We start from the raw sequence: 19755 nt of genomic DNA on the forward strand, positions 1-19755 counted from the left end.
CAGGCATGGTCACTTGCGGCGCTTGATCAGCATGAGCCTTGTGCGCGGATCGAGAGAGTCGCGCAGGGAATCTCCGAGCAGGTTGAACGCCATGACGAGGATGGTGATCGCAAGACCCGGGACGGCTGCGATATGGGGGGCGTTGAAGATAAAGTTGCGACCCTCGCTGGTCATGATGCCCCATTCGGCGGTCGGCGGCTGCACACCAAGACCAAGGAAGCTCAGCCCCGCGGCGGTGATGACCACGGCGCCGACGATGGTGCAGGAATAGACCACCGACGATGCGATCACATTCGGCATCATCTCGGACAGGATGATCTTATACCCGGGCGTGGCCATAGCCCTTGCCGCCTCGACATAGGCCTGATCGCGTTCAAGACAGGCGGCGGCATAGACGACGCGGGTGTTATAGGGGATCAGCGTGACCACCAGCGCGATCATCATATTGCCGATACCAGGCCCCATAAGGGCTGCCAGCAGAATGGCAAGCAATGCCATCGGGAAGGCGAAAAGCACATCCATCGAGCGCATGATCACCGCGCCGGCCACCGGATACCAGGCCCCGAACATCCCCAGCGGGACAGAGATCACCGCGCCGAGCACGACGGGGGTGATGCCGCAAAGCAGCGTATAGCGCGCGCCGTAGATCAGGCGCGAAAGGATATCGCGGCCCTGATTGTCAACGCCGAGCCAGTGGCCGGGCGTGCCGGGCGGGCGCAGACGCATCGAGGGGTCGGCCTCATTCGGCGGCCAGGGGGCAATCCAGGGCGCGAAAACCGCAGCCAGGAAGAAGATCAGGATGATGCCAACCGCAATACGTGCGACCGGATCACCAAGGACGCCGCGCCAGACGAAATAAAGGTTCGAGCGGCGCTTTTCTGCCGGCTGCTTTCTGCGGCCGGTCTCAAGGGACACATCGCTCATGTCTCAGCCTTTCTTGGGGTCAAGCGCGTAAACCGCGATATCTGACAGCAGGTTGCCGATCACGAAAACCACCGCCACCACGAGCACACAGCCCTGGATCATCGGGATGTCGCGTTGCAGGATCGCGTCATAGACCTGCAGGCCGATTCCAGGCCAGTTGAAGATGATTTCAGTGAAAATCACGCCGCCGAACAGATACCCGATCTGCAGGCCGCCGATACTGGCGAAGGTGGGCAGGGTATTGCGCACCGCATGGCGCAGAACCAGCTGGCTGCGCTTGAGCCCGCGGGCCTTGCCGGCCAGGATATAAGGCTGCGCCATCACGTCGATCATCCGCGAGCGGGTGACACGGGCCACGACCGCCACCGAACCCGCCGCAGTCACGGCTGCCGGCAGGATGAGGTGATGGATCAGATCCCAGAACCCGCCCGGACTGGCGACATTATACATCCCCGAAATCGGGAACAGCTTCCATTTGAAGCCAAAGAAATAGAGCATGATGATGCCCAGCCAGAAGGCCGGAAGACTGGCAAGGACCAGCGTGATCACCACCACGACCCGGTCGGTCATGCTGCGGAATTTTGCCCCCGACAGCACCGCCAGCAGAAAGCCGAAGACCAGCACGATGACAAGGCTGCCCGCCATCAGGATCAGCGAGTTGACGATCTTGGGCCCCAATATCCCGGCGACAGGCAGTTGCTGCGACAGTGAGGTGCCGATATCGCCCTGCAAAAGCGCCGTGAACCAGATGCCGTATTGCACGACAAGCGAACGGTCGAGGCCCATCTGCTCGCGCAGGGCCTGAAGCTGTTCCTGCGAGGCCATCCGGCCAAGGATGGAAAGCGCAATATCCCCCGGCACCAGCTGGACCGCGAGAAAGACGATGATGGTGACGCCGATCAGGACCGGGATCGCGGACAGCATCCGCATGAAGGTGAACTGGAGGATTTGCATGAAGACTTTCTCTTGCCTGCCTGTCCCCCGTTTCCGGACGATTGCCGGAGACACTATGTCCGGAAACGGGGGCGCGATCAGAAGACCGGTTCGGCGCGGCTTACTCCTTGACGATGGAGGTCAGATCGAACCAGTGCTGCGGGGCAAGCCGGAAGTCCTTGATGCCCGGAACCGCGACATAGACGGAATTCGTCGCGAAATAGCTTGAGAAAGCCATGTCTTCGGCCACGATATCGCGGGCTTCCTGCAATTTGACGACCATCTCCTCTTCCGAGCCGGCAGCGCGCGCTTCACTCAGCAGCCGGTCCATCTCAGGGTTGTCGTAATAGCCGGAATTGCAGCAGTTCGGCGGCATCACCGTGGTCGGGAGCACCTGGTCAAGCCAGGAGAAGGTGCTTTCCCCCCAGGAGGCCGAGGTGATCCCGGTGCCGTCGCGCATCCCCGCCGACATCATGTCCCAGAAGGCATTGTTGTCGAACATCTCGATTTTGGCGCGGATACCGACCTTTGCCCAGTCGCGCTGCAGCCATTCCGCATCGCCTTTGGTATTCACATCCGCGCCACCGCCGAAGGTCCAGTCCATCCTGGTGTCCAGCCCGTCGGGATAGCCGGCCTCGGCCAGCAGCGCCTTCGCGCCTTCCGGATCATAATCGCAATCGCGGAACTCCGGATCATAGCCGGGGCCGCCGGGATTCAGCACGCCCCAGGTCGGCTGCGCATAGCCCATGCGCTGATAAAGCGCCATTTCCTCACGGTTGATCGCCATACAGGCCGCTTTGCGCACCCGCACGTCCTTGAAGATCCCGTCCTTTGTATTGAACCACATGACGTAGATCATCGGAGACGGCCCGGTGATCAGCTGAAGTCCCTGGGCCTCGAGCATTGCGATGGAATCCGGCGAGGGCGTGCCGATGATATCGACCTCGCCGGACATGATCGCGAGTTCGCGGGTCGAGACTTCCGGCATCGCGCGCAGGATGATGCGGTCGGTTTTCGGGATCCGCTCCGGGTTCCAGTAATCGGGGTTCTTTGCGATGGTGACGCGTTCCCCGGGCACCCGCTCGACGAATTTGAAAGGCCCGGTCCCGATCGGATTCTGCTCGATCCCGTCATTGCCAAAAGTCGCCACCGCCGTCGGAGAGACCATGCGCGGCGACCCGGATCCGCCTGCCGTCAGACGGCGCAGAAACTCGGCATTTGGCTGCGTGAGCGTGATGGTGAACGTATAGGGGTCAACAACTGCGTAGCTTTCCAGATCACCCCAGACCCAGCCCATCAGCCCCGGTGAGGCCGGCACGAAATATTCGAAATCAGGATTGGTCATGCGGTCGAGATTGAACTTTGCCGCATCGGCATTCCAGTCGCTGCCGTCGTGGAATTTCACGCCCTTGCGCAGATGGAACGTATAGGTCTTGCGGTCCTCCGAAATGTCCCAGCTCTCGGCCAGGGCGGGGACGATCTCGGGAACCGCGTCGCCGCCTTTCGTCAGATCTTCCTCGACAAAGGTCTCGTAGACATGGCGGATCACTTTAAAGGTGTTCCAGGTCCGCGCGGCTGCCGGATCCATGCGGCTGAAATCTGCCTCGACCCCCATGACGATGGTGCTTTCAGCCAGTGCCGGGCTGAACCCGGCCATGAGACCCAGAAGCGCGGTGGAGGCGATCCCGCGCCGCAGGCCTTTGACAAGAAGTGACATTGTAGTGCTCCTGTTGGGATTTTTGTTTTGTTTTGTTTTGTTTTGTTTTTTTGGTGGCTCAGGCGGTGGCCGGGTACAGAAGGCAGGCCACGCTGCGCTGATCATGCAGGGTTCTCAGCGCGGGCATTGCCCGGGCGCATTCGGGCATCCGTTGCTGGCAGTTCGAGACATAGGGGCAGCAGGGGCCGGACATGGCCGGGGCCGCCGATTCCAGATCTTCCGCGCGCTCTGCCGCCGCTTCCCAGCGGTTGTCGCGCTTCAGATGCAGCACAGTGCCCAGAAAGTCCTGGGTGAAAGGATGCAACGGCTGGCGGTACACCTGATCGCTCTCGCCGGTTTCCAGGAGCTTGCCGCGATACATCACCATGGTGCGGTCGCAAAACTGCCGGACGATCTTCAGATCATGCGAGACAAAGAGGAATGTCAGCCCGAGTTTGACCTGGAGGTCCCTGAGCAGCGTCAGGATCTGCGCCTGGATCGACACATCCAGCGCCGAGACTGGCTCGTCGAGGAACAGGAATTCCGGCTCCAGCGTCAGCGCCCGCGCAATGGCGATCCGCTGGCATTGCCCGCCGGAAAACTCGTGCGGATAGCGGTAAGCCTGCCCGGGATCGAGCCCGACCAGCTGCAAAACCTCATCGACCCGCGCCTGCACCTCTTCGGCACGCATCCCGAAATTCAAAAGCGGCCTGGCCACATTCTCGGCGACCGTCCGCCTTGGGTTCAGCGATTGCAGCGGGTCCTGAAACACGATCTGCGCGCGGCGCCGGTGCAGCCGCAACTCGGCCGGGCCGAAGCTGCGCAGATCGGCACCGGCATAGGTGATGCTGCCACTGTCGGCCTCGATCAGACGCAGGATCATCCGGCCCAGCGTTGATTTCCCCGAGCCGGACCCGCCGACACAGCCAAGGATCTCGCCTTTGCGGATATCAATCGAAATATCGCTGACCGCAGGGTTTTCCGAGATCTCGCGCCTCAGGAACGAGCCCCGTCTGACGCGGAAGGTTTTCGACAGATTGCGGATTTCAATCAGGTTTTTCACTTCAGACCTCGGCAAAATGGCATCTGACGAAGCGCTCGTCGGCAAGGCTGCGCCAGGCCGGAACCTCTGCGCGGCAAATCGCTTCGGCGCGGCCGCAGCGGGGTGCAAACCGACATCCTTTCGGCGCCAGGGCGAGATTGGGCGGCTCGCCCTCGATTGACCGCCAGTCTGCGGTCGGCTCGTCGGGGTCCGGGATCGCTGCGATCAGGGCCTGGGTATAGGGGTGTTTCGGATCGCTCAGCAGCGCATCAATCGGCGCCGATTCCTGAATATGCCCGCCATACATGACCAGAACCCGTGTCGCGACGGCTGCAACCACGCCCATGTCATGGGTGATGATGACAATCGGCAACCCCGTGCTCCGGCTGCGTCGCTTCAGCAGCAAAAGGATGCGCGCCTGAACCCCTACATCAAGCGCAGTGGTTGGCTCATCGGCGATCAGGATCTCGGGCTTGCAGGCCAGTGTCATCGCAAGCGCGATCCGCTGGCACATCCCGCCCGACAGCTGATGCGGGTAGCTTGCCATGACACGATCAGCCTCGTTAAAGCCGACCTGGTTCAGCGACAGGATGGCCGCCTCGCGGGCCGCAGCTTTGCTGAGCCCGGTTTCATGACGCCGCAGTGTTTCGATCAGCTGTGCGCCAATGGTGAAAGAAGGGTCAAGCGAGGCACGCGGGTTCTGAAAAATCGTCCCGATCCGCCGCCCCCTGACATCGGCCATCTGCTTTTCGCTGAGGCCCAGCAGATCAAGCCCCCTGAGACTTACCGTTCCGCCAAGATAGATCGCCGGCGGTGTGCTGATCAGACGGGCCAGCCCCATCGAGGTCACGGTCTTGCCTGAACCTGACTCGCCAATGATCGCGAGAATTTCCCCGGAAGATACCGAAAAGCTTATGTCTTCAGTTGCGACGACAGTTCCGTTTGGTGTGGCAAAGCCTACAGAAAAGCCGTTCACCGCAAGTATGGGTGCGTCCGTCATCTACCTGTCCGAGTGAATTTGTCACCCGAACTTATTCGGAAGTTGAAGAGTTATTATGTCGAAATTTAATAAACATTTATCAACAAATGAGGCCAATCACTCCCGCCAGCTCTGTTGCAGTCTACGGCTGTCGAGAGGTGGCGACGAGGGTGATGGGGGCCAGCTGACGCCCGTGAGGCCGCGTTCTGTGATTCAAATTCCGCTTTCCCCGACGGAGCCTGGCGCATGTCCACATCTGCCGGCGAACGGGCCTTCTGCTCAGGTTACCTATGTGCCGCCCTGCGCGCCAGCCATCCCTGGTGCGACGCAGCGCCCAACATGAGGGCTGAACTGTGCGCGGATGTCATCTTGCCGCGCCACCATACAATGGCATAAATTGTATGCGTGCAATCATGGGCAACAGAGGCGGAGCATGTGGACCCCCTGGATCACCGACGGCGCGAGACTGAAATATCTCGGCATCGTCGAGGCGCTTGAAGCGGATATTCGCGCCGCAAGGATCGGGCCGGGCGAGCGGCTGCCGCCACAGCGCAGCATTGCCGAACAGCTGGGTGTGGATCTGACCACCGTGACCCGTGCCTTCAACGAAGCGCGCCGCCGCAGGCTGGTGGCGGCCCAGGCTGGGCGCGGGACTTTCGTGCGCGATGATCCTGCCGAATTCTTCCCCGACGAGCCCGCCCCGGTGCTGGATCTGAGCATGAACATCCCGCCTCAGCCCGAGGGGGTCGATTTCCGCAAACTGATCCCGCAGGGACTGGCTGCGATCCTTAATGGCCCAAGGGGCGGGCTGAGCCTGCAATATCAGGAAAGCAGCGGCGGTATGGCAGACCGGATCGCCGCGACGCAATGGCTCTCGCGGCGCCACGGGGCGCTGTCGCATGATCGGGTGCTGGTCACCGCCGGGGCGCAATCGGCGCTGTTCGCGCTGACCGATCTGCTGGTTCCCCCGGGCGCGCATATCGCCGCCGGCGAGATGACTTACCCCGGGCTGAAGGCCAGCGCGGCGCAGCGTGGCGCGATGATCGACCCGATTGCGATGGATGCCGGCGGGCTGATCCCCGATGACTTCCGCCGTCTGTGCGAGGCGCGAGCGCCGCATGCGCTCTATGTCACGCCCAGCATCGACAACCCCACGACCGCCACCCTGCCCGAGGCGCGGCGCATCGCGGTTGCAGAGATCGCGCGCAAATACAGTGTCGCCATCATCGAGGATGACCCATATGCGCCTTTGCACGCAGAACAGCTGCCGTCTTTCCTGACGCTGGCGCCGGATCTGACCTGGCATCTGGCCACCCTGTCGAAATCGGTCACGCCCGCATTGCGGGTGGCCTATGTCGTGGCGCCCGATCCGGCGCGGGCCTTGCGACTGGCGTCGATCTTGCGGGCGACTGTCCTGATGGCGCCGCCGCTTCTGGCCAGCCTTGCGACCCGCTGGCTGCGCGAAGGCGTGGTGGATGAGATCGCCGCCGCAATCCGCACCGAGAACCGCATCCGTCAGACCCTCGCGGCCGAGGCCTTCCGGGGGGCCGATTTCCGCGCTGACCCCGAAGGCCATCACCTCTGGCTGCGCCTGCCGCCGCATTGGCGGGCGACGGACTTTGCCGAACATGCCGACCGCGCCGGTGTCTCGATCGTGCCGGCATCGGCCTTTGCGACCGGCGAACATGCCTCGGCGCATGTGCGGATCTCGCTTGGCGTGGCGCCAGACCGGGGCGTGCTTGAAGAAGGGTTGCAGCAGCTGGCCGCGCTAATGCAGCGGCCATCAGGGGCTGTGCGGGCCGTGGTCTGATCACAGCCGTGGTTCGTTCAGGCCGAAACGGGCCTTTGCCCGCCAGTTCATCGGTCATGCCCCGCGCCGGGATACTGTTTTCCGCACTGCGGAAGGCATCATCTTGCAGCCGGATCGGCTTTGCCCCACCCCTGAAAGGCGGAACCCATCCGCAAAGCGAGGCAGAGATGTCGCAAGAGCCCGTGCTGTCGACCCTTGATCAGGGTGTGCTGCTGATCGAGCTGAACCGCCCCGAGCGGATGAATGCCTTCACCGAAGAAAGCCATCTGCGGCTGCGCGAGATCCTTGCGCGCGCGGCTGAGGATCACGCCGTGCGGGCCGTGCTCCTGACCGGGCGTGGAAAAGGGTTCTGTGCGGGACAGGATCTTAACAACCGTGATCCCCGCCAGCCGGGGCCGCGCAGCGATCTCGGCCAGTCGCTGGGCCAGTTTTACAACCCGACCATCCGTGCCCTCCGTGGGCTGCAAAAGCCGGTGATCTGCGCAATGAACGGGGCGGCGGCGGGCGCCGGCGTTGGGTTGGCGCTGGCCTGTGATATCGTTATCGCGGGCGAGAGTGCCAAGTTTGTGCTGTCTTTTTCCAGGCTTGGACTGGTTCCTGATGCCGGGTCCAGCTGGAGTCTTACCAGAATTCTCGGCGAAGCTCGCGCCAAGGCCCTGTTGCTGACCGGTGAGACGATCCCGGCCCCCCGCGCGGCAGACCTTGGCCTGATCAGCAAATCGGTCCCCGATGCGGAGCTTGCAGACGAGGCCCGGACGCTGGCCGGTAAACTGGCCGCCGGCCCGACCCTTGGGCTTGGCCTGATGAAGGCGCTTATCCAGGAGGCCGGCGGGCGCGATTTTGACAGCCAGCTCGAGGCGGAACGGCGGGCGCAGCAGTGTGCAGGCTTCAGCGATGACTATGCCGAAGGGGTGACAGCCTTCCTCGAGAAACGCCCGGCGCAGTTTCGCGGCAGCTGAGCCCGCCCGGGGCAGTCCTTCCGCTCTGCGGGACGAAGCCGCGGATATTGGCTTTGACCTTTCGGGCGCCCTGCGGTCACTGGAGAGCAGTGAAACAGGCTTGCGGAGGCGAGAATGGCAGCGGAACTCCCGTTGAAAATTGGTGTGGCCGGCGCCGGCGCGATGGGGGCGGGCATTGCGGAAACCGCCGCCGCAAGTGGCATTGCCGTCATCCTGACCGATCTGCGGCAGGGGGCTGCCGCCAGCGCCATTGCGGCAATTCTCGCCCGCGCAGCAAAGCGGGTCAGCAGCGGCAAGCTGTCCCAGGGCCAATATGACGCTCTCGCGGGCGCGCTCAGCGCCGCCGACAGCCCGGATGCACTGGCAGATTGCGATCTGGTGGTCGAAGCGATCATCGAGGATCCCGCTGCGAAACAGGCTTTGTTTGCCCGGCTGGAGGATCTGCTGGCCCCTGAGGCACTGATCGCCAGCAATACATCCTCGCTGCCGATCGGGGTGATCGCGCGCGATATGAAACATCCCGAGCGTTTCGCGGGGCTGCATTTTTTCAACCCGGTGCCGCTGATGAAACTGGTCGAGGTGATCCCCGGCCCGCGCACCAGCCGTGAAACGATGGAGCGGCTGCTCGCGGTCGCACGCCATCTTGGCAAGGAACCGGTTGAGGTGCGCGACACGCCCGGCTTCCTTGTGAACCATGGCGGGCGGGCCTACCCGACCGAAGCGCTGATGGCGCTGCAGGAGGGCGTGGCCAGCCCGGCTGAAATCGACGCGATCATGCGCGATTGCTGCGATTTCCGCATGGGTCCGTTCGAGCTGATGGATCTGACCGGAATGGATGTGAATTTCACCGTCTGCGAGTTCCTGCATCAGAGCTATTTCGCCGAGCCGCGCCTGCGCTCGACCACCTATCACCGCTATCTGCTGCAGACCGGCCAGCTGGGCCGCAAGACGGGGCAGGGTTTCTACACCTATCACGATGGTGCCGAACAGCCGTCGGCTGATTTCATCAGCACCGCAGCGCCGGCACAGCAGGTGGTTCTGGCCGAAGATCTGGCCGAGCTGCGTGATTTCGCGGCCTCTCTGGGGTGCAGGGTCGCGGCAGAGGATGATGGCGCCAGCCCGGTGCTGGCCTTCCCGGTCGGCGAAGATCTGGCGGCGCATGCGGCCCGGCTTGGCTTGCCGGCCACCAGGCTGGTGGCGGTGGATCTGGCCTTCGACAGCACGCGGCGCGTGGTGCTGATGACCACGGTCGGGGCCGATCCGGCGGCGCGCGATGCGGTGGCGGCGGCAGTGTGTGCAAGCGGGCGCCGGGTCACCGCGATTGCCGATTCCACCGGCTTTGTCGCGCAACGGATCGTTGCGGCAGTGGCCAATCTCGGCTGTGAAATGGCGCAGATGGGGCTTGCGGCACCTGGTGATATCGACAAGGCCATGCGGCTTGCGATGAATTACCCCTGCGGTCCGCTGGAATGGGTAGATCGGGTCGGAGCGGCGCGGATGCTGACGATTTTGCGCAATATGCAGGCGCTCAGCGGCGATGACCGTTACCGCCCGAGCGCCTGGCTGCGGCGGCGCGCGACGCTGGGGCTCGATATCCGCAGCCTGTAAGAAAAAAGCGGCGCCGGGATCGCAGCCGGCGCCGGCTTTACAGCAGTTCCTGCACGGTTTCGCGCAGGATGGGGGCAATGATGCCGCGCATATTGGCGACCGAGATCGACCCGGTCGCAAAGGGCACCGTAATCGCGGCCTGTTCATGCGCGGTGCTGATGCCGACCGATACCGCGCTGATACCACGGCGCCAGGTGTCGCGGCTGAAAGAGACGCCATCCTTGCAGGCCGCCTCCAATGCCGCATTAAAGGCGGTGACATTGCCATTTTGCTGGGTGAGCTGGCCACGGATCCGGCTGGCAAGCTGGCGCCGCTCTTTCTCGGGCAGGATCGAGAGATAGGCAGGCCCGGCCGCCGAGGTGGCAATCGGCAGCCGCCCGCCCACAGCAAAGCGCACCGCCAGGATATCCGAGCCGGACACCACCTGGACGAAGGTCAGATACATGCCATCGCGCACACAAAGCGCCGCGGTCTGGCCGGTTTTTTCGGCCAGCACCTTCAGCAATGGCGTCGCGCGGTCGATCAGGGCAAATCCGGTCAGCACCGAATAGCCGAGATTGAGGCTTTTCGGGGTCAGCTCATAGCTGCGGCCGGTTTCGCTGTGGCGCAGATATCCCAACCGCATAGCGGTATAAGTCAGCCGGCTGATGGTCGAAGGCGGCAGGCCGGTGCTTTTTGACAGATCACTGTTCGACATCGGCTTTTTCTGTTTGGACAGCGCCTCGAACAACTGAAGCCCCCGGGCGAATGCTTCGACAAACTGACGATCTTCCTGCGACATCCCTGGCTCCAGTATTCCGCTCTGCGAAATGAATTCCCTGCCTATGGCATTGCAGAATGCCGGATGAAAATCCAGTCTCCGGCGCAAGGGAAATCCGCAAATGCGGGTTCGGAGTAACCTGGAGGGGATATGCTCACCGGTGATATGTTGCGGCGCTCAGCCGAGCGCTTTCCGGAAAAGCGCGCCATTCTGTGGCAGGACAGGTCCATCAGCTATGGCGATCTGGACCGCGAGGCCAGTCGTTTTGCCCATGCGCTTCTGGGCCTTGGTCTTGGCAAGGGCGGCAAGGTCGGCATCCTCAGCCGCAACCGCATCGAATATGGCAGCGTGTTTTTCGGCACCGCCCGCACCGGCGGGGTGATCGTCAATATCTCCGTGCTCTATGCGGCGGAAGAGCTGGCTTATGTGCTGGACAAGGCCGATGTCGAAATTCTGGTCTATGAAGATGTCTTTGCCGCCCGCGTCGCCGAAGCGGCGCAGTCACTGCCAAAGATCCGTCACCTTATCACCCTCGGCGCGGCGCAGCCCGGCGCACATGATTTCCAGGCTCTGATCGCGGATCAGCCCGATCATGTACCCGAAGTGGAGATCCATGAGGATGATCCCTTCTGCATGACCTATACCGGCGGCACCACGGGGCGGCCGAAGGGCGTGCTGGCCAGCCATCGCAACCGCGTCACCACCGCGCATACGGTGATGCATCACGAGAATATCCAGGAACGCGATGTGGTGGGGATTGTCACCCCGCTGTTCCATGTCGCGGCGCTGAACATCATGTTTCAGCCGGCAGTGCTGGCCGGGGCGACCTGCACCTTCCTGACCAAATGGGATGTGCAGGACTTTGCGCATATGGCGCAGCGCACCGGAATGACCGCCTGTTTCATGGTGCCGACCCAGGTCGCAATGGTGGTCTCGGACCCGAATTTCCAGGCCTCGAATTATGTGCAATGGGAAAAGCTCGCCTTTGCCGGCGCCCCGATGCCCGATTGGGTGCAGCGCGATCTGATGGAAAAGCTGCCCGCGATCAGGATGACCCAGATCTATGGTCAGTCGGAAGTGGGGGTGATCACCACCCTTGGCCACTGGCATCTGCCCGAACGCCTCGGCTCCATCGGCCAGCAGGCTTATAATGTCGATCTTGCGGTCGTGGACCCCGATGGCAATGCGGTGGCGCCGGGGGTGATCGGCGAGCTGGTTTCACGCGGCGCGAATGTCATGCTGGAATATTACAACGAGCCGGAGCAGACCGCGAAGTTCTTCCGGCATGGCTGGGGCTGGACCGGCGATCTGGCGGTGATGGACGAGGCGGGCTTTGTCACCCTCGTTGACCGCTCGAAAGACATGATCATTTCGGGTGGTGAGAACATCTATCCCAAAGAGATCGAGAACGCGATTTTCGGCCTCGACGCCGTGGCGGAATGCGCGGTCTTTGGCATTCCCGATGAAAAATGGGGTGAGGTGCCGGCAGCCTATATCCTGCTCAAGGCCGGGGCCGTGCTGGAAACCGAAACCGTTGTCGCGCATTGCGAGAAGACGCTGGCGCGGTTCAAGCGTCCTCGCCTTGTCACTTTCGTCGAAAGTTTCCCCAAGACGCCGATTGGCAAAATCCAGAAGAACCTACTGCGGGAGCCCTTTTGGGCAGGCCGGGAGAAGAACATATGAGCCTCGATATCACCACCTATAAGCGGCTGAAATTCGACTGGCCGGATGCCGGTATTCTGCGCATTACCATGGATAATCCGGGCCGGCTGAACTCGGCTGACCGGATCATGCATGGCGAGTTGTGCCGGGTCTGGCGCGATATCGACGCTGCCGATGATGTCCGCAGTGTCATCATTCGCGGGGCGGGCGAGGCCTTCTCTTCGGGGGGCGATCTCGATCTCGTCAAAGAGATGACCGAGGATTTCACCACGCTCACCCGGGTGTGGAAGGAAGCGCGCGATCTGGTCTACAATATCATCAACTGCTCAAAGCCGATCGTATCGGCGATGCAGGGGCCGGCGGTCGGGGCCGGTCTGGTCGCCGGCCTGCTGGCCGATGTCTCGATTGCCTCGAAGACCGCGCGCATCATTGATGGCCATACAAGGCTTGGCGTGGCTGCGGGTGATCACGCGGCTATCGTCTGGCCGCTGCTCTGCGGTCTTGCCAAGGCCAAATATTATCTGCTGCTCTGTGAATCGGTCTCGGGCGAAGAGGCCGAGCGGATCGGGCTGATCTCGCTGGTCACCGAAGATCACGAATTGCATGACAAAGCGCTGGAGGTTGCGCGCAAACTGGCAAAGGGCTCGCCGAGCGCGATCCGCTGGACAAAATACGCGCTTAACAACTGGCTGCGCATGGCCGGCCCCACTTTCGATACTTCGCTGGCGCTGGAATTCATGGGCTTCTGTGGCCCGGATGCACGCGAAGGGCTGGCGTCTCTGAAGGAAAAGAGACGCCCGAATTTCGACCAGGATTGCCCGCTCTGAGGATCATGTGACCATGAGAGAAGCTTTTATCTGCGCCGGGGTTCGGACCCCGATCGGGCGCTTTGGCGGCGCTTTGGCGACAATCCGGCCCGATGATATGCTGGCGCTTGTGCTGGCCGAGGTGGTGGCGCGCGCGCCGGGCCTGGACCCGCTGGCGATTGACGATGTATTCACCGGCTGCGCCAACCAGGCTGGCGAAGACAATCGCGACGTGGCCCGGATGGGGGTGCTGCTGGCCGGCCTGCCGCAATCCGTGCCCGGGACCACGCTGAACCGGCTTTGCGGTTCGGGGCTGGATGCGGTGGGGCTCGCGGCGCGCTCCATTCTTTCCGGCGATGCCGAGGTGATTATCGCCTCGGGCACCGAAAGCATGACGCGCGCGCCCTTCGTGCAGGGCAAGGCTGAAACCGCCTTCTCGCGTCAGGCCGAGATCTATGACACCACCATTGGCTGGCGCTTTGTCAACCCGGTGCTGAAACGGCAATATGGTGTCGATTCCATGCCGGAGACGGCTGAGAATGTCGCCGGGCGCTTTGGAATTACCCGCCAGGATCAGGACGCTTTCGCCCTGCGCAGCCAGCAGCGGGTTGCGGCTGCCCAGGCGGCGGGTGGCTTTGACGATGAAATCATCCCGGTCAGCATCGCGCAGCGCAAGGGCGATCCGGTGGTGTTCTGTCGCGACGAACATCCGCGCCCGACCACGCTGGAGGCGCTGGCAAAATTGCCGACCCCGTTCCGCGAGGGCGGTTCGGTCACCGCAGGCAATGCCAGCGGCGTCAATGACGGGGCGGCCGCGGTGCTTGTCGCCTCGGCAGCAGCGGTAAAACGCTTCGGCCTGACGCCGATGGCGCGGATCACCGGGCTGGCCACCGCCGGTGTCGAGCCGGCGATCATGGGAATGGGACCGGTTCCGGCCAGTCAGAAACTGATGGCGCGGCTGGGACTGTCCATCGCGGATTTCAGCCGGATCGAGCTGAATGAGGCCTTTGCCGCGCAAAGCCTTGCCTGTCTGCGCCAGCTTGGCCTTCCCGATGATGCCACACATGTCAATCCGCTGGGCGGTGCAATTGCGCTTGGCCATCCGCTGGGAATGTCGGGCGTGCGTCTGGCCCTTACCGCTGCGCTCGGGCTGCACAAATCCGGCAGCGGCCGCGCGCTGGCCACCATGTGCGTCGGTGTCGGTCAGGGCATTGCTCTCGGGCTTGAGGCAGTATGATGACAGAGAAAAATGATCTGGTGCTGGTCGAGGATCTGGGTGCGGTGGTCGTGCTGCGCCTCAATCGTCCCGAAGTGCTGAATGCGCTGAACATGCCGCTGCGCCGTCAGCTTGCGGCAATTTTTGAGGGGCTTACCGATGGGGGCACGCTGCGCGCAGTGGTGCTGACCGGCGATGAGAAATCCTTCGCGGCTGGGGCAGATATTGCCGATATGGCGCAGATCGACAGTGTCGATATGTATCTGCGCCATACCGAGCGGCTCTGGGAAGCGGTGGCCCGCTGCCCGGTGCCGGTGATCGCAGCGGTCAATGGCTTTGCGCTTGGCGGCGGTATGGAGCTTGCGATGCATGCCGATATCATTGTCGCCGGAAAATCCGCACGCTTCGGCCAGCCGGAGGTTAAGGTCGGCATCATGCCAGGCGCAGGTGGCACCCAAAGGCTGACCCGCGCGGTGGGTAAGTTCAAGGCGATGCGGCTTTGCCTGACCGGCGAGATCATTGACGCAGACGAGGCCTCGGCAATGGGGCTGGTCAGCGAAGTTGTGGAAGATGATCAGGTCTTCGATCATGCCATGGGACTGGCACGGCGGATCGCCGGCCTGCCGCCCATCGCGGTCAACCAGGTCAAAGAGGTTATCCTGCATGGCCAGGATGCTTCGCTTGCTGCGGCACTCGCCCTGGAGCGCAAGGCGCTGCAGATTCTGTTCTCGACGCAGGATAAATTTGAAGGCATGGCCGCCTTCACCGAAAAAAGACGGCCCAGCTATACGGGCCGCTGATCAGCAAAGCGGGAGGAAATCATGGATCTGGGCATTTCGGGTCGGGTGGCGCTGGTACTGGGCGGCAGCAAGGGGCTTGCCTATTCGACTGCACGCCATCTGGCGGCGGCGGGGGTGCGGGTGGTGCTGAATGGCCGCGACGCAGAGGCAGGCGCCGCAGCCGCAGCCGGGCTTGGTCATGGCGCCGTCTTCGTGCAGGGCGATGTGACGCAGCCGGGCGTCACCGCCCGGGTCATCGCGGAGGCACGGGCCAGCGCCGGACAGATTTCGATCCTGGTGACCAATGCCGGCGGGCCGCCCACCGGGCGGTTCACCGATCATGATATCGAGACCTGGCGCCAGGCCCTGGAAACCAATATGCTCTCGGCGATCTCGGCCACCCAGATGCTGTTGCCGGATATGATTGCGGATGGCTTTGGCCGCATCGTGAACATCACCTCCTTCGCGGTGAAAGAACCCTATCCGAATATGGCGCTGGCCAATTCGGTGCGGGCCGGCCTGACCGGTGCGATGGCGACGCTGGCGCGTGAGACCGTCGCGCAGGGGGTGACAGTGAACAATGTCCTGCCCGGTCTGATGGCGACCGGCGCGCTTGATCGTGTCATCCGCGCTAAAGCACAGCGCGAGGGAATCACCGAGACCGAGGCCGCCGCCGCCATGGCCGGATCGGTGCCGGCGCAGCGCCTGGGTACGGCAGAAGACTTCGGTCCGATCGCCGCATTCCTGTGCTCGGCCCATGCCGGATATATCACCGGCCAGAATATCGCGGTTGATGGCGGTCTGACCCGCGGGCTGCTCTGAGGTCTTCCGCAGAGCGGAACGCTTTGCCGCATTGTGGTGATGCTGGCGGGGCAAAGAGCGGCCATATTGTCCGCAATGAGAGGGAGGAAGCTCATGAAGATTTTCGTTTCTGCGCTGGCATTGCTGGCCGCAGGTGCCACGGCTGCATCGGCTGAAATTTCAAATAATTCAGTCAAAATTGGCGTGTTGACCGATCAGAGCGGGGTGTTCTCTTCCCTGGCGGGAACCGGTTCTGTGGTTGCGGCTGAGATGGCGATTGCGGATTTCGGCGACCGGCTCGGCAAGATCGAGCTGGTCAGTGCAGATCACCAGAACAAGGCTGACATCGGCACCCAGATTGCACGGCGCTGGTATGATGTCGAAGGCGTCGATCTGATCGTTGACGTGCCGAATTCTTCGGTGGTGCTGGCGGTTCAGGAACTGGCGCGCGAAAAGGACAGGCTGCTGATCGTCTCGGGCGCGGGCACTGCCAGCCTGACCAATGAGAACTGCTCGCCCAACGGCATCCACTGGACCTGGGACACCTATGCGGTGGCGGTTTCGACGGGCAAGGCCATGGTTGCCCAGGGGGGCGACAAATGGTTCTTCCTGACCGCTGACTATGCGTTCGGCCATACCATGCAGGCCGATGTGACTGCGGTGGTTGAAGGCGCGGGTGCCTCGGTTGTCGGCACCGCGATCGCACCGCTGAACACGGCGGATTTCTCGACCTATCTGCTGCAGGCGCCTTCTGCCGGGGCAAATGTGATCGCCCTCGCCAATGGCGGCACCGATACGATCAACTCGCTGAAACAGGCGCAGGAATTCGGTCTGACCATGCAGGCCAAACTGGCCGGTCTTGCGATCTTCCTGACCGATGTGCATTCGATGGGTCTCGATTCCGCGCAGGGTCTCTATCTGACCACCGGCTTCTACTGGGACCGCACCGATGAAAGCCGCGCCTGGTCGCAGCGGTTCTTTGAAAAGCACGGCGCGATGCCGACCATGTCGCAGGCCGGGGTCTATTCGGCCGTGACCCATTACCTGAATGCCATCGCTGAAACCGGCACCGATGCCGCCGGTCCGGTGATTGCGCAGATGAAGGCAACGCCGGTCAATGACTTCTTCACCGAAAATGGCGTGATCCGCGACGACGGCCGCATGGTGCATGATATGTATCTCGCCCAGGTCAAAACCCCGGCGGAATCCACTGGCCCGTGGGACTATTACAATATTCTCGCAACCGTCCCCGGTGACGAAGCCTTCCGCCCGCTCGCAGACAGCGCCTGCCCGCTGGTAAAATAAAGCCCCGGAGCAGCGGCCGCCCTGCGGATGGCCGCTGCCTTTCCCCGCTTCAGCGCAGCCCGAAAGATGTCAAATGTCCGATGATATTGTCCTGAAAGCGACGGGTCTGACCAAGGATTTCAAAGGGTTTCGTGCCGTGGATGCGGTGAACCTGAATGTTCAGCGCGGTTCCGTCCATGCGCTGATCGGCCCGAATGGCGCCGGAAAATCCACCTGTTTCAATCTCCTGACCAAGTTCCTGACTCCAAGTGCCGGCACCATCACCTATGATGGCCGTGACATCACCCGCCTGAAGCCGGAGGTGATTGCGCGGATGGGTCTCGTGCGCTCGTTTCAGATTTCGGCAGTGTTCGGCTCGATGACCGCGCTTGAAAATGTGCGCATTGCCCTGCAGCGGCGCCGCCATGGCGACAGCTGGGATTTCTGGCGCAGCCAGAAGGTTCTGGCGCGCCTCGAAGATGAGGCAATGGACCTGCTGGATCAGGTCGGCATGACAGGGTTCGCCCGGGAACAGGCCAGTGATCTTTCCTACGGGCGCAAGCGTGCGCTGGAAATCGCCACCACGCTGGCGCTGGATCCCAAAGTCCTGCTGCTCGACGAGCCGATGGCCGGCATGACGCAGGAGGATGTCGCCCGCATCACCACCCTGATCGCGCGGGTCGCTGTCGGGCGCACCGTGCTGATGGTCGAACATAATCTCTCGGTGGTCGCCACGCTTTGCGACCGCATTACCGTCCTCGCACGCGGCGCCATCCTGGCAGAGGGCAGCTATGACGAGGTTTCCAAAGACCCGCAGGTCATCAATGCCTATATCGGGGTGCCCAATGGCTGACAGGCTTTCTCAGAACCCGCATTTTCAGGTCACGGATCTTGAGGCCTGGTATGGTGAAAGCCATGTGCTGCACAGGGTCAGTTTCGACATTCGCGAAGGCGAGGTGGTGACCCTGCTGGGCCGCAATGGCGCCGGCAAAAGCACCACGCTCAAATCCATCATGGGCATGATCAAACGCCGCCAGGGTTCTGTCCGGCTGCGGGAAAAAGAGCTGGGCCGTGCCTCCAGCCGGGCCATCGCCCGGGCCGGAATCGCCTTTTGCCCGGAAGATCGCGGCATCTATTCCAGCCTGACCGTGGAAGAGAACCTGATGCTGCCGCCGGTGGTGGCCAGCGGTGGCATGAGCGTGGCCGAGATCCACACGCTTTTCCCGAACCTCGCCGAACGCCGCCGGAGCCAGGGCACACGGCTTTCGGGCGGCGAACAGCAGATGCTGGCGATCGGCCGGATCCTGCGCACCGGCGCCCGGCTTTTGCTGCTTGATGAGCCGACCGAGGGTCTGGCTCCGGTGATTGTGCAACAGATCGGCGCCACCATCCGCCAGCTGAAAGAGCGCGGCTATACGGTGCTGCTGGTTGAACAGAATTTCCACTTCGCGGCGTCGGTGGCCGACCGCCATTACGTGATGGATCACGGTCAGGTGGTCGACATGATCCCTGGCCCGGAAATCGCCGACAATATGGCGAAACTCAGCACATATCTGGGGGTCTGAGGCGCAAATATGCTTATATTCGGAATACCGCTGCAGCTGCTGTCGACCCAGATCCTGCTGGGTCTGATCAATGGCGCATTTTACGCGATCCTCAGCCTTGGGCTTGCGATCATCTTTGGCCTGCTGAACATCGTAAATTTCGCCCATGGCGCCTTTTACATGATGGGGGCCTTTGGCGCATTGCTGATGCTGGATCACTTTGCGATGAATTACTGGCTGGCGCTGCTAGTGGTGCCGCTGACCATCGGTCTGCTGGGCTGTGTGATCGAACGGCTGATCCTGCGCCGGATTTATGATCTCGACCACCTCTATGGCATGATCCTGACCTTCGGCATGGGGCTGGTGATTGTCGGGCTGTTTCGCAATCAATATGGCGCGACGGGCCTGCCCTATTCGATGCCCGCAGCTTTGCAGGGCGGGTATAATCTCGGCTTCATGTTTCTGCCGGCCTCGCGCGCCTTCGTGATCCTCGCCTCGGTGGCGGTCTGTCTGGTGACCTGGCTGGTGATCGAGAAGACGAGGCTCGGCTCCTGGCTGCGGGCGGCAACCGAAAAACCGGAACTGACCGAGGCTTTCGGCATCAATGTGCCATTGCTGATCACCCTGACTTACGGCTTTGGTGTCGCCCTTGCCGGCTTTGCCGGTGTCCTCGCCGCGCCGATCTATTCGGTCAATCCGATGATGGGGTCTGACCTGATCATCGTGGTGTTTGCGGTGGTGGTGATCGGCGGCATGGGGTCGATCTCGGGCGCGATCCTGACCGGCTTTATGCTGGGGCTGGTAGAAGGGGTAACCAAGGTCTTCTGGCCACAGGCCTCGACGACGGTGATCTTCGTCATCATGGCAATCGTCCTTCTGATCCGCCCCGCCGGGCTGTTCGGCAAGCAGGCCTGAGATGGCCCGTCAGAAACCAAGGCCCTTCAGACCGCAG

The 19755-nt window shown here is 62.4% G+C and carries 18 protein-coding genes; 12 read left to right on the forward strand and 6 right to left on the reverse strand.

The window, feature by feature from the left end:
- Positions 1 to 9: 9 nt before the first annotated feature.
- From JC607_RS05190 to JC607_RS05210, 5 genes are all read right to left on the reverse strand, one after another.
- Positions 10 to 924, reverse strand: a complete 915-nt coding sequence (locus JC607_RS05190; protein WP_198835888.1) for an ABC transporter permease — start codon at positions 922 to 924, stop codon at positions 10 to 12.
- 3 nt (positions 925 to 927) lie between these two features.
- On the reverse strand, positions 928 to 1878 hold the full coding sequence (locus JC607_RS05195) for an ABC transporter permease (protein ID WP_198835889.1): 951 nt from the start codon (positions 1876 to 1878) through the stop codon (positions 928 to 930).
- Between the two features lie 100 nt (positions 1879 to 1978).
- Entirely contained in the window at positions 1979 to 3574 is a 1596-nt protein-coding gene (locus JC607_RS05200; RefSeq protein WP_198835890.1) for an ABC transporter substrate-binding protein, read from the reverse strand.
- Between the two features lie 58 nt (positions 3575 to 3632).
- Positions 3633 to 4616: an oligopeptide/dipeptide ABC transporter ATP-binding protein gene (locus JC607_RS05205; RefSeq protein WP_198835891.1), complete on the reverse strand. Its 984-nt coding sequence runs from the start codon at positions 4614 to 4616 to the stop codon at positions 3633 to 3635.
- A gap of 1 nt (position 4617) precedes the next feature.
- Entirely contained in the window at positions 4618 to 5595 is a 978-nt protein-coding gene (locus tag JC607_RS05210; RefSeq protein ID WP_198835892.1) for an ABC transporter ATP-binding protein, read from the reverse strand.
- Positions 5596 to 6007: 412 nt separating this feature from the next.
- Here JC607_RS05210 and JC607_RS05215 point away from each other — a divergent pair, with 412 nt between their 5' ends.
- The 3 genes from JC607_RS05215 to JC607_RS05225 all read left to right on the forward strand — a co-directional run bounded on the left by JC607_RS05215 (position 6008) and on the right by JC607_RS05225 (position 9951).
- Complete coding sequence (locus JC607_RS05215; protein WP_198835893.1) at positions 6008 to 7384, forward strand: PLP-dependent aminotransferase family protein; 1377 nt, start codon at positions 6008 to 6010, stop codon at positions 7382 to 7384.
- A 167-nt stretch (positions 7385 to 7551) separates the two neighbouring features.
- The gene (locus tag JC607_RS05220) at positions 7552 to 8343 is read left to right on the forward strand and encodes an enoyl-CoA hydratase-related protein (RefSeq protein ID WP_198835894.1); all 792 of its coding nucleotides are present in this window, start codon (positions 7552 to 7554) and stop codon (positions 8341 to 8343) included.
- A 114-nt stretch (positions 8344 to 8457) separates the two neighbouring features.
- Complete coding sequence (locus tag JC607_RS05225) at positions 8458 to 9951, forward strand: 3-hydroxyacyl-CoA dehydrogenase (RefSeq protein WP_198835895.1); 1494 nt, start codon at positions 8458 to 8460, stop codon at positions 9949 to 9951.
- 37 nt (positions 9952 to 9988) lie between these two features.
- Here the strand turns inward: JC607_RS05225 and JC607_RS05230 are convergent, their stop codons facing one another.
- Positions 9989 to 10732, reverse strand: coding sequence for an IclR family transcriptional regulator (locus JC607_RS05230; RefSeq protein ID WP_092904569.1), 744 nt, complete (start codon positions 10730 to 10732; stop codon positions 9989 to 9991).
- Between the two features lie 129 nt (positions 10733 to 10861).
- On the opposite strand from JC607_RS05230, the gene JC607_RS05235 reads away from it, so the two are divergent.
- The 9 genes from JC607_RS05235 (at position 10862) to JC607_RS05275 (ending at position 19718) form a co-directional block, all read left to right on the forward strand.
- Entirely contained in the window at positions 10862 to 12394 is a 1533-nt protein-coding gene (locus tag JC607_RS05235) for a class I adenylate-forming enzyme family protein (RefSeq protein WP_198835896.1), read from the forward strand.
- Entirely contained in the window at positions 12391 to 13200 is an 810-nt protein-coding gene (locus JC607_RS05240) for an enoyl-CoA hydratase/isomerase family protein (RefSeq protein ID WP_092904565.1), read from the forward strand. The genes JC607_RS05235 and JC607_RS05240 overlap by 4 nt, the downstream gene beginning before the upstream one ends.
- A gap of 13 nt (positions 13201 to 13213) precedes the next feature.
- Positions 13214 to 14416 carry a 3-oxoadipyl-CoA thiolase gene (gene pcaF, locus JC607_RS05245; protein WP_198835897.1) on the forward strand — a complete coding sequence of 401 codons (1203 nt, stop codon included), beginning with the start codon at positions 13214 to 13216 and terminating at the stop codon, positions 14414 to 14416.
- The gene (locus JC607_RS05250) at positions 14413 to 15195 is read left to right on the forward strand and encodes an enoyl-CoA hydratase-related protein (RefSeq protein WP_233092674.1); all 783 of its coding nucleotides are present in this window, start codon (positions 14413 to 14415) and stop codon (positions 15193 to 15195) included. The genes pcaF and JC607_RS05250 overlap by 4 nt, the downstream gene beginning before the upstream one ends.
- Before the next feature lie 21 nt (positions 15196 to 15216).
- Entirely contained in the window at positions 15217 to 15996 is a 780-nt protein-coding gene (locus JC607_RS05255) for an SDR family oxidoreductase (RefSeq protein ID WP_233092675.1), read from the forward strand.
- A gap of 93 nt (positions 15997 to 16089) precedes the next feature.
- Positions 16090 to 17280, forward strand: a complete 1191-nt coding sequence (locus JC607_RS05260) for an ABC transporter substrate-binding protein (protein ID WP_198835898.1) — start codon at positions 16090 to 16092, stop codon at positions 17278 to 17280.
- A gap of 73 nt (positions 17281 to 17353) precedes the next feature.
- On the forward strand, positions 17354 to 18112 hold the full coding sequence (locus tag JC607_RS05265) for an ABC transporter ATP-binding protein (RefSeq protein WP_198835899.1): 759 nt from the start codon (positions 17354 to 17356) through the stop codon (positions 18110 to 18112).
- Positions 18105 to 18824 carry an ABC transporter ATP-binding protein gene (locus tag JC607_RS05270; RefSeq protein WP_198835900.1) on the forward strand — a complete coding sequence of 240 codons (720 nt, stop codon included), beginning with the start codon at positions 18105 to 18107 and terminating at the stop codon, positions 18822 to 18824. Before JC607_RS05265 ends, JC607_RS05270 begins: the two co-directional genes overlap by 8 nt.
- A gap of 9 nt (positions 18825 to 18833) precedes the next feature.
- Positions 18834 to 19718 carry a branched-chain amino acid ABC transporter permease gene (locus tag JC607_RS05275; protein ID WP_198835901.1) on the forward strand — a complete coding sequence of 295 codons (885 nt, stop codon included), beginning with the start codon at positions 18834 to 18836 and terminating at the stop codon, positions 19716 to 19718.
- Positions 19719 to 19755 lie beyond the last annotated feature (37 nt).

It is taken from the genome of Paracoccus sp. IB05, from assembly GCF_016405985.1.
GTDB lineage: Bacteria > Pseudomonadota > Alphaproteobacteria > Rhodobacterales > Rhodobacteraceae > Pseudogemmobacter.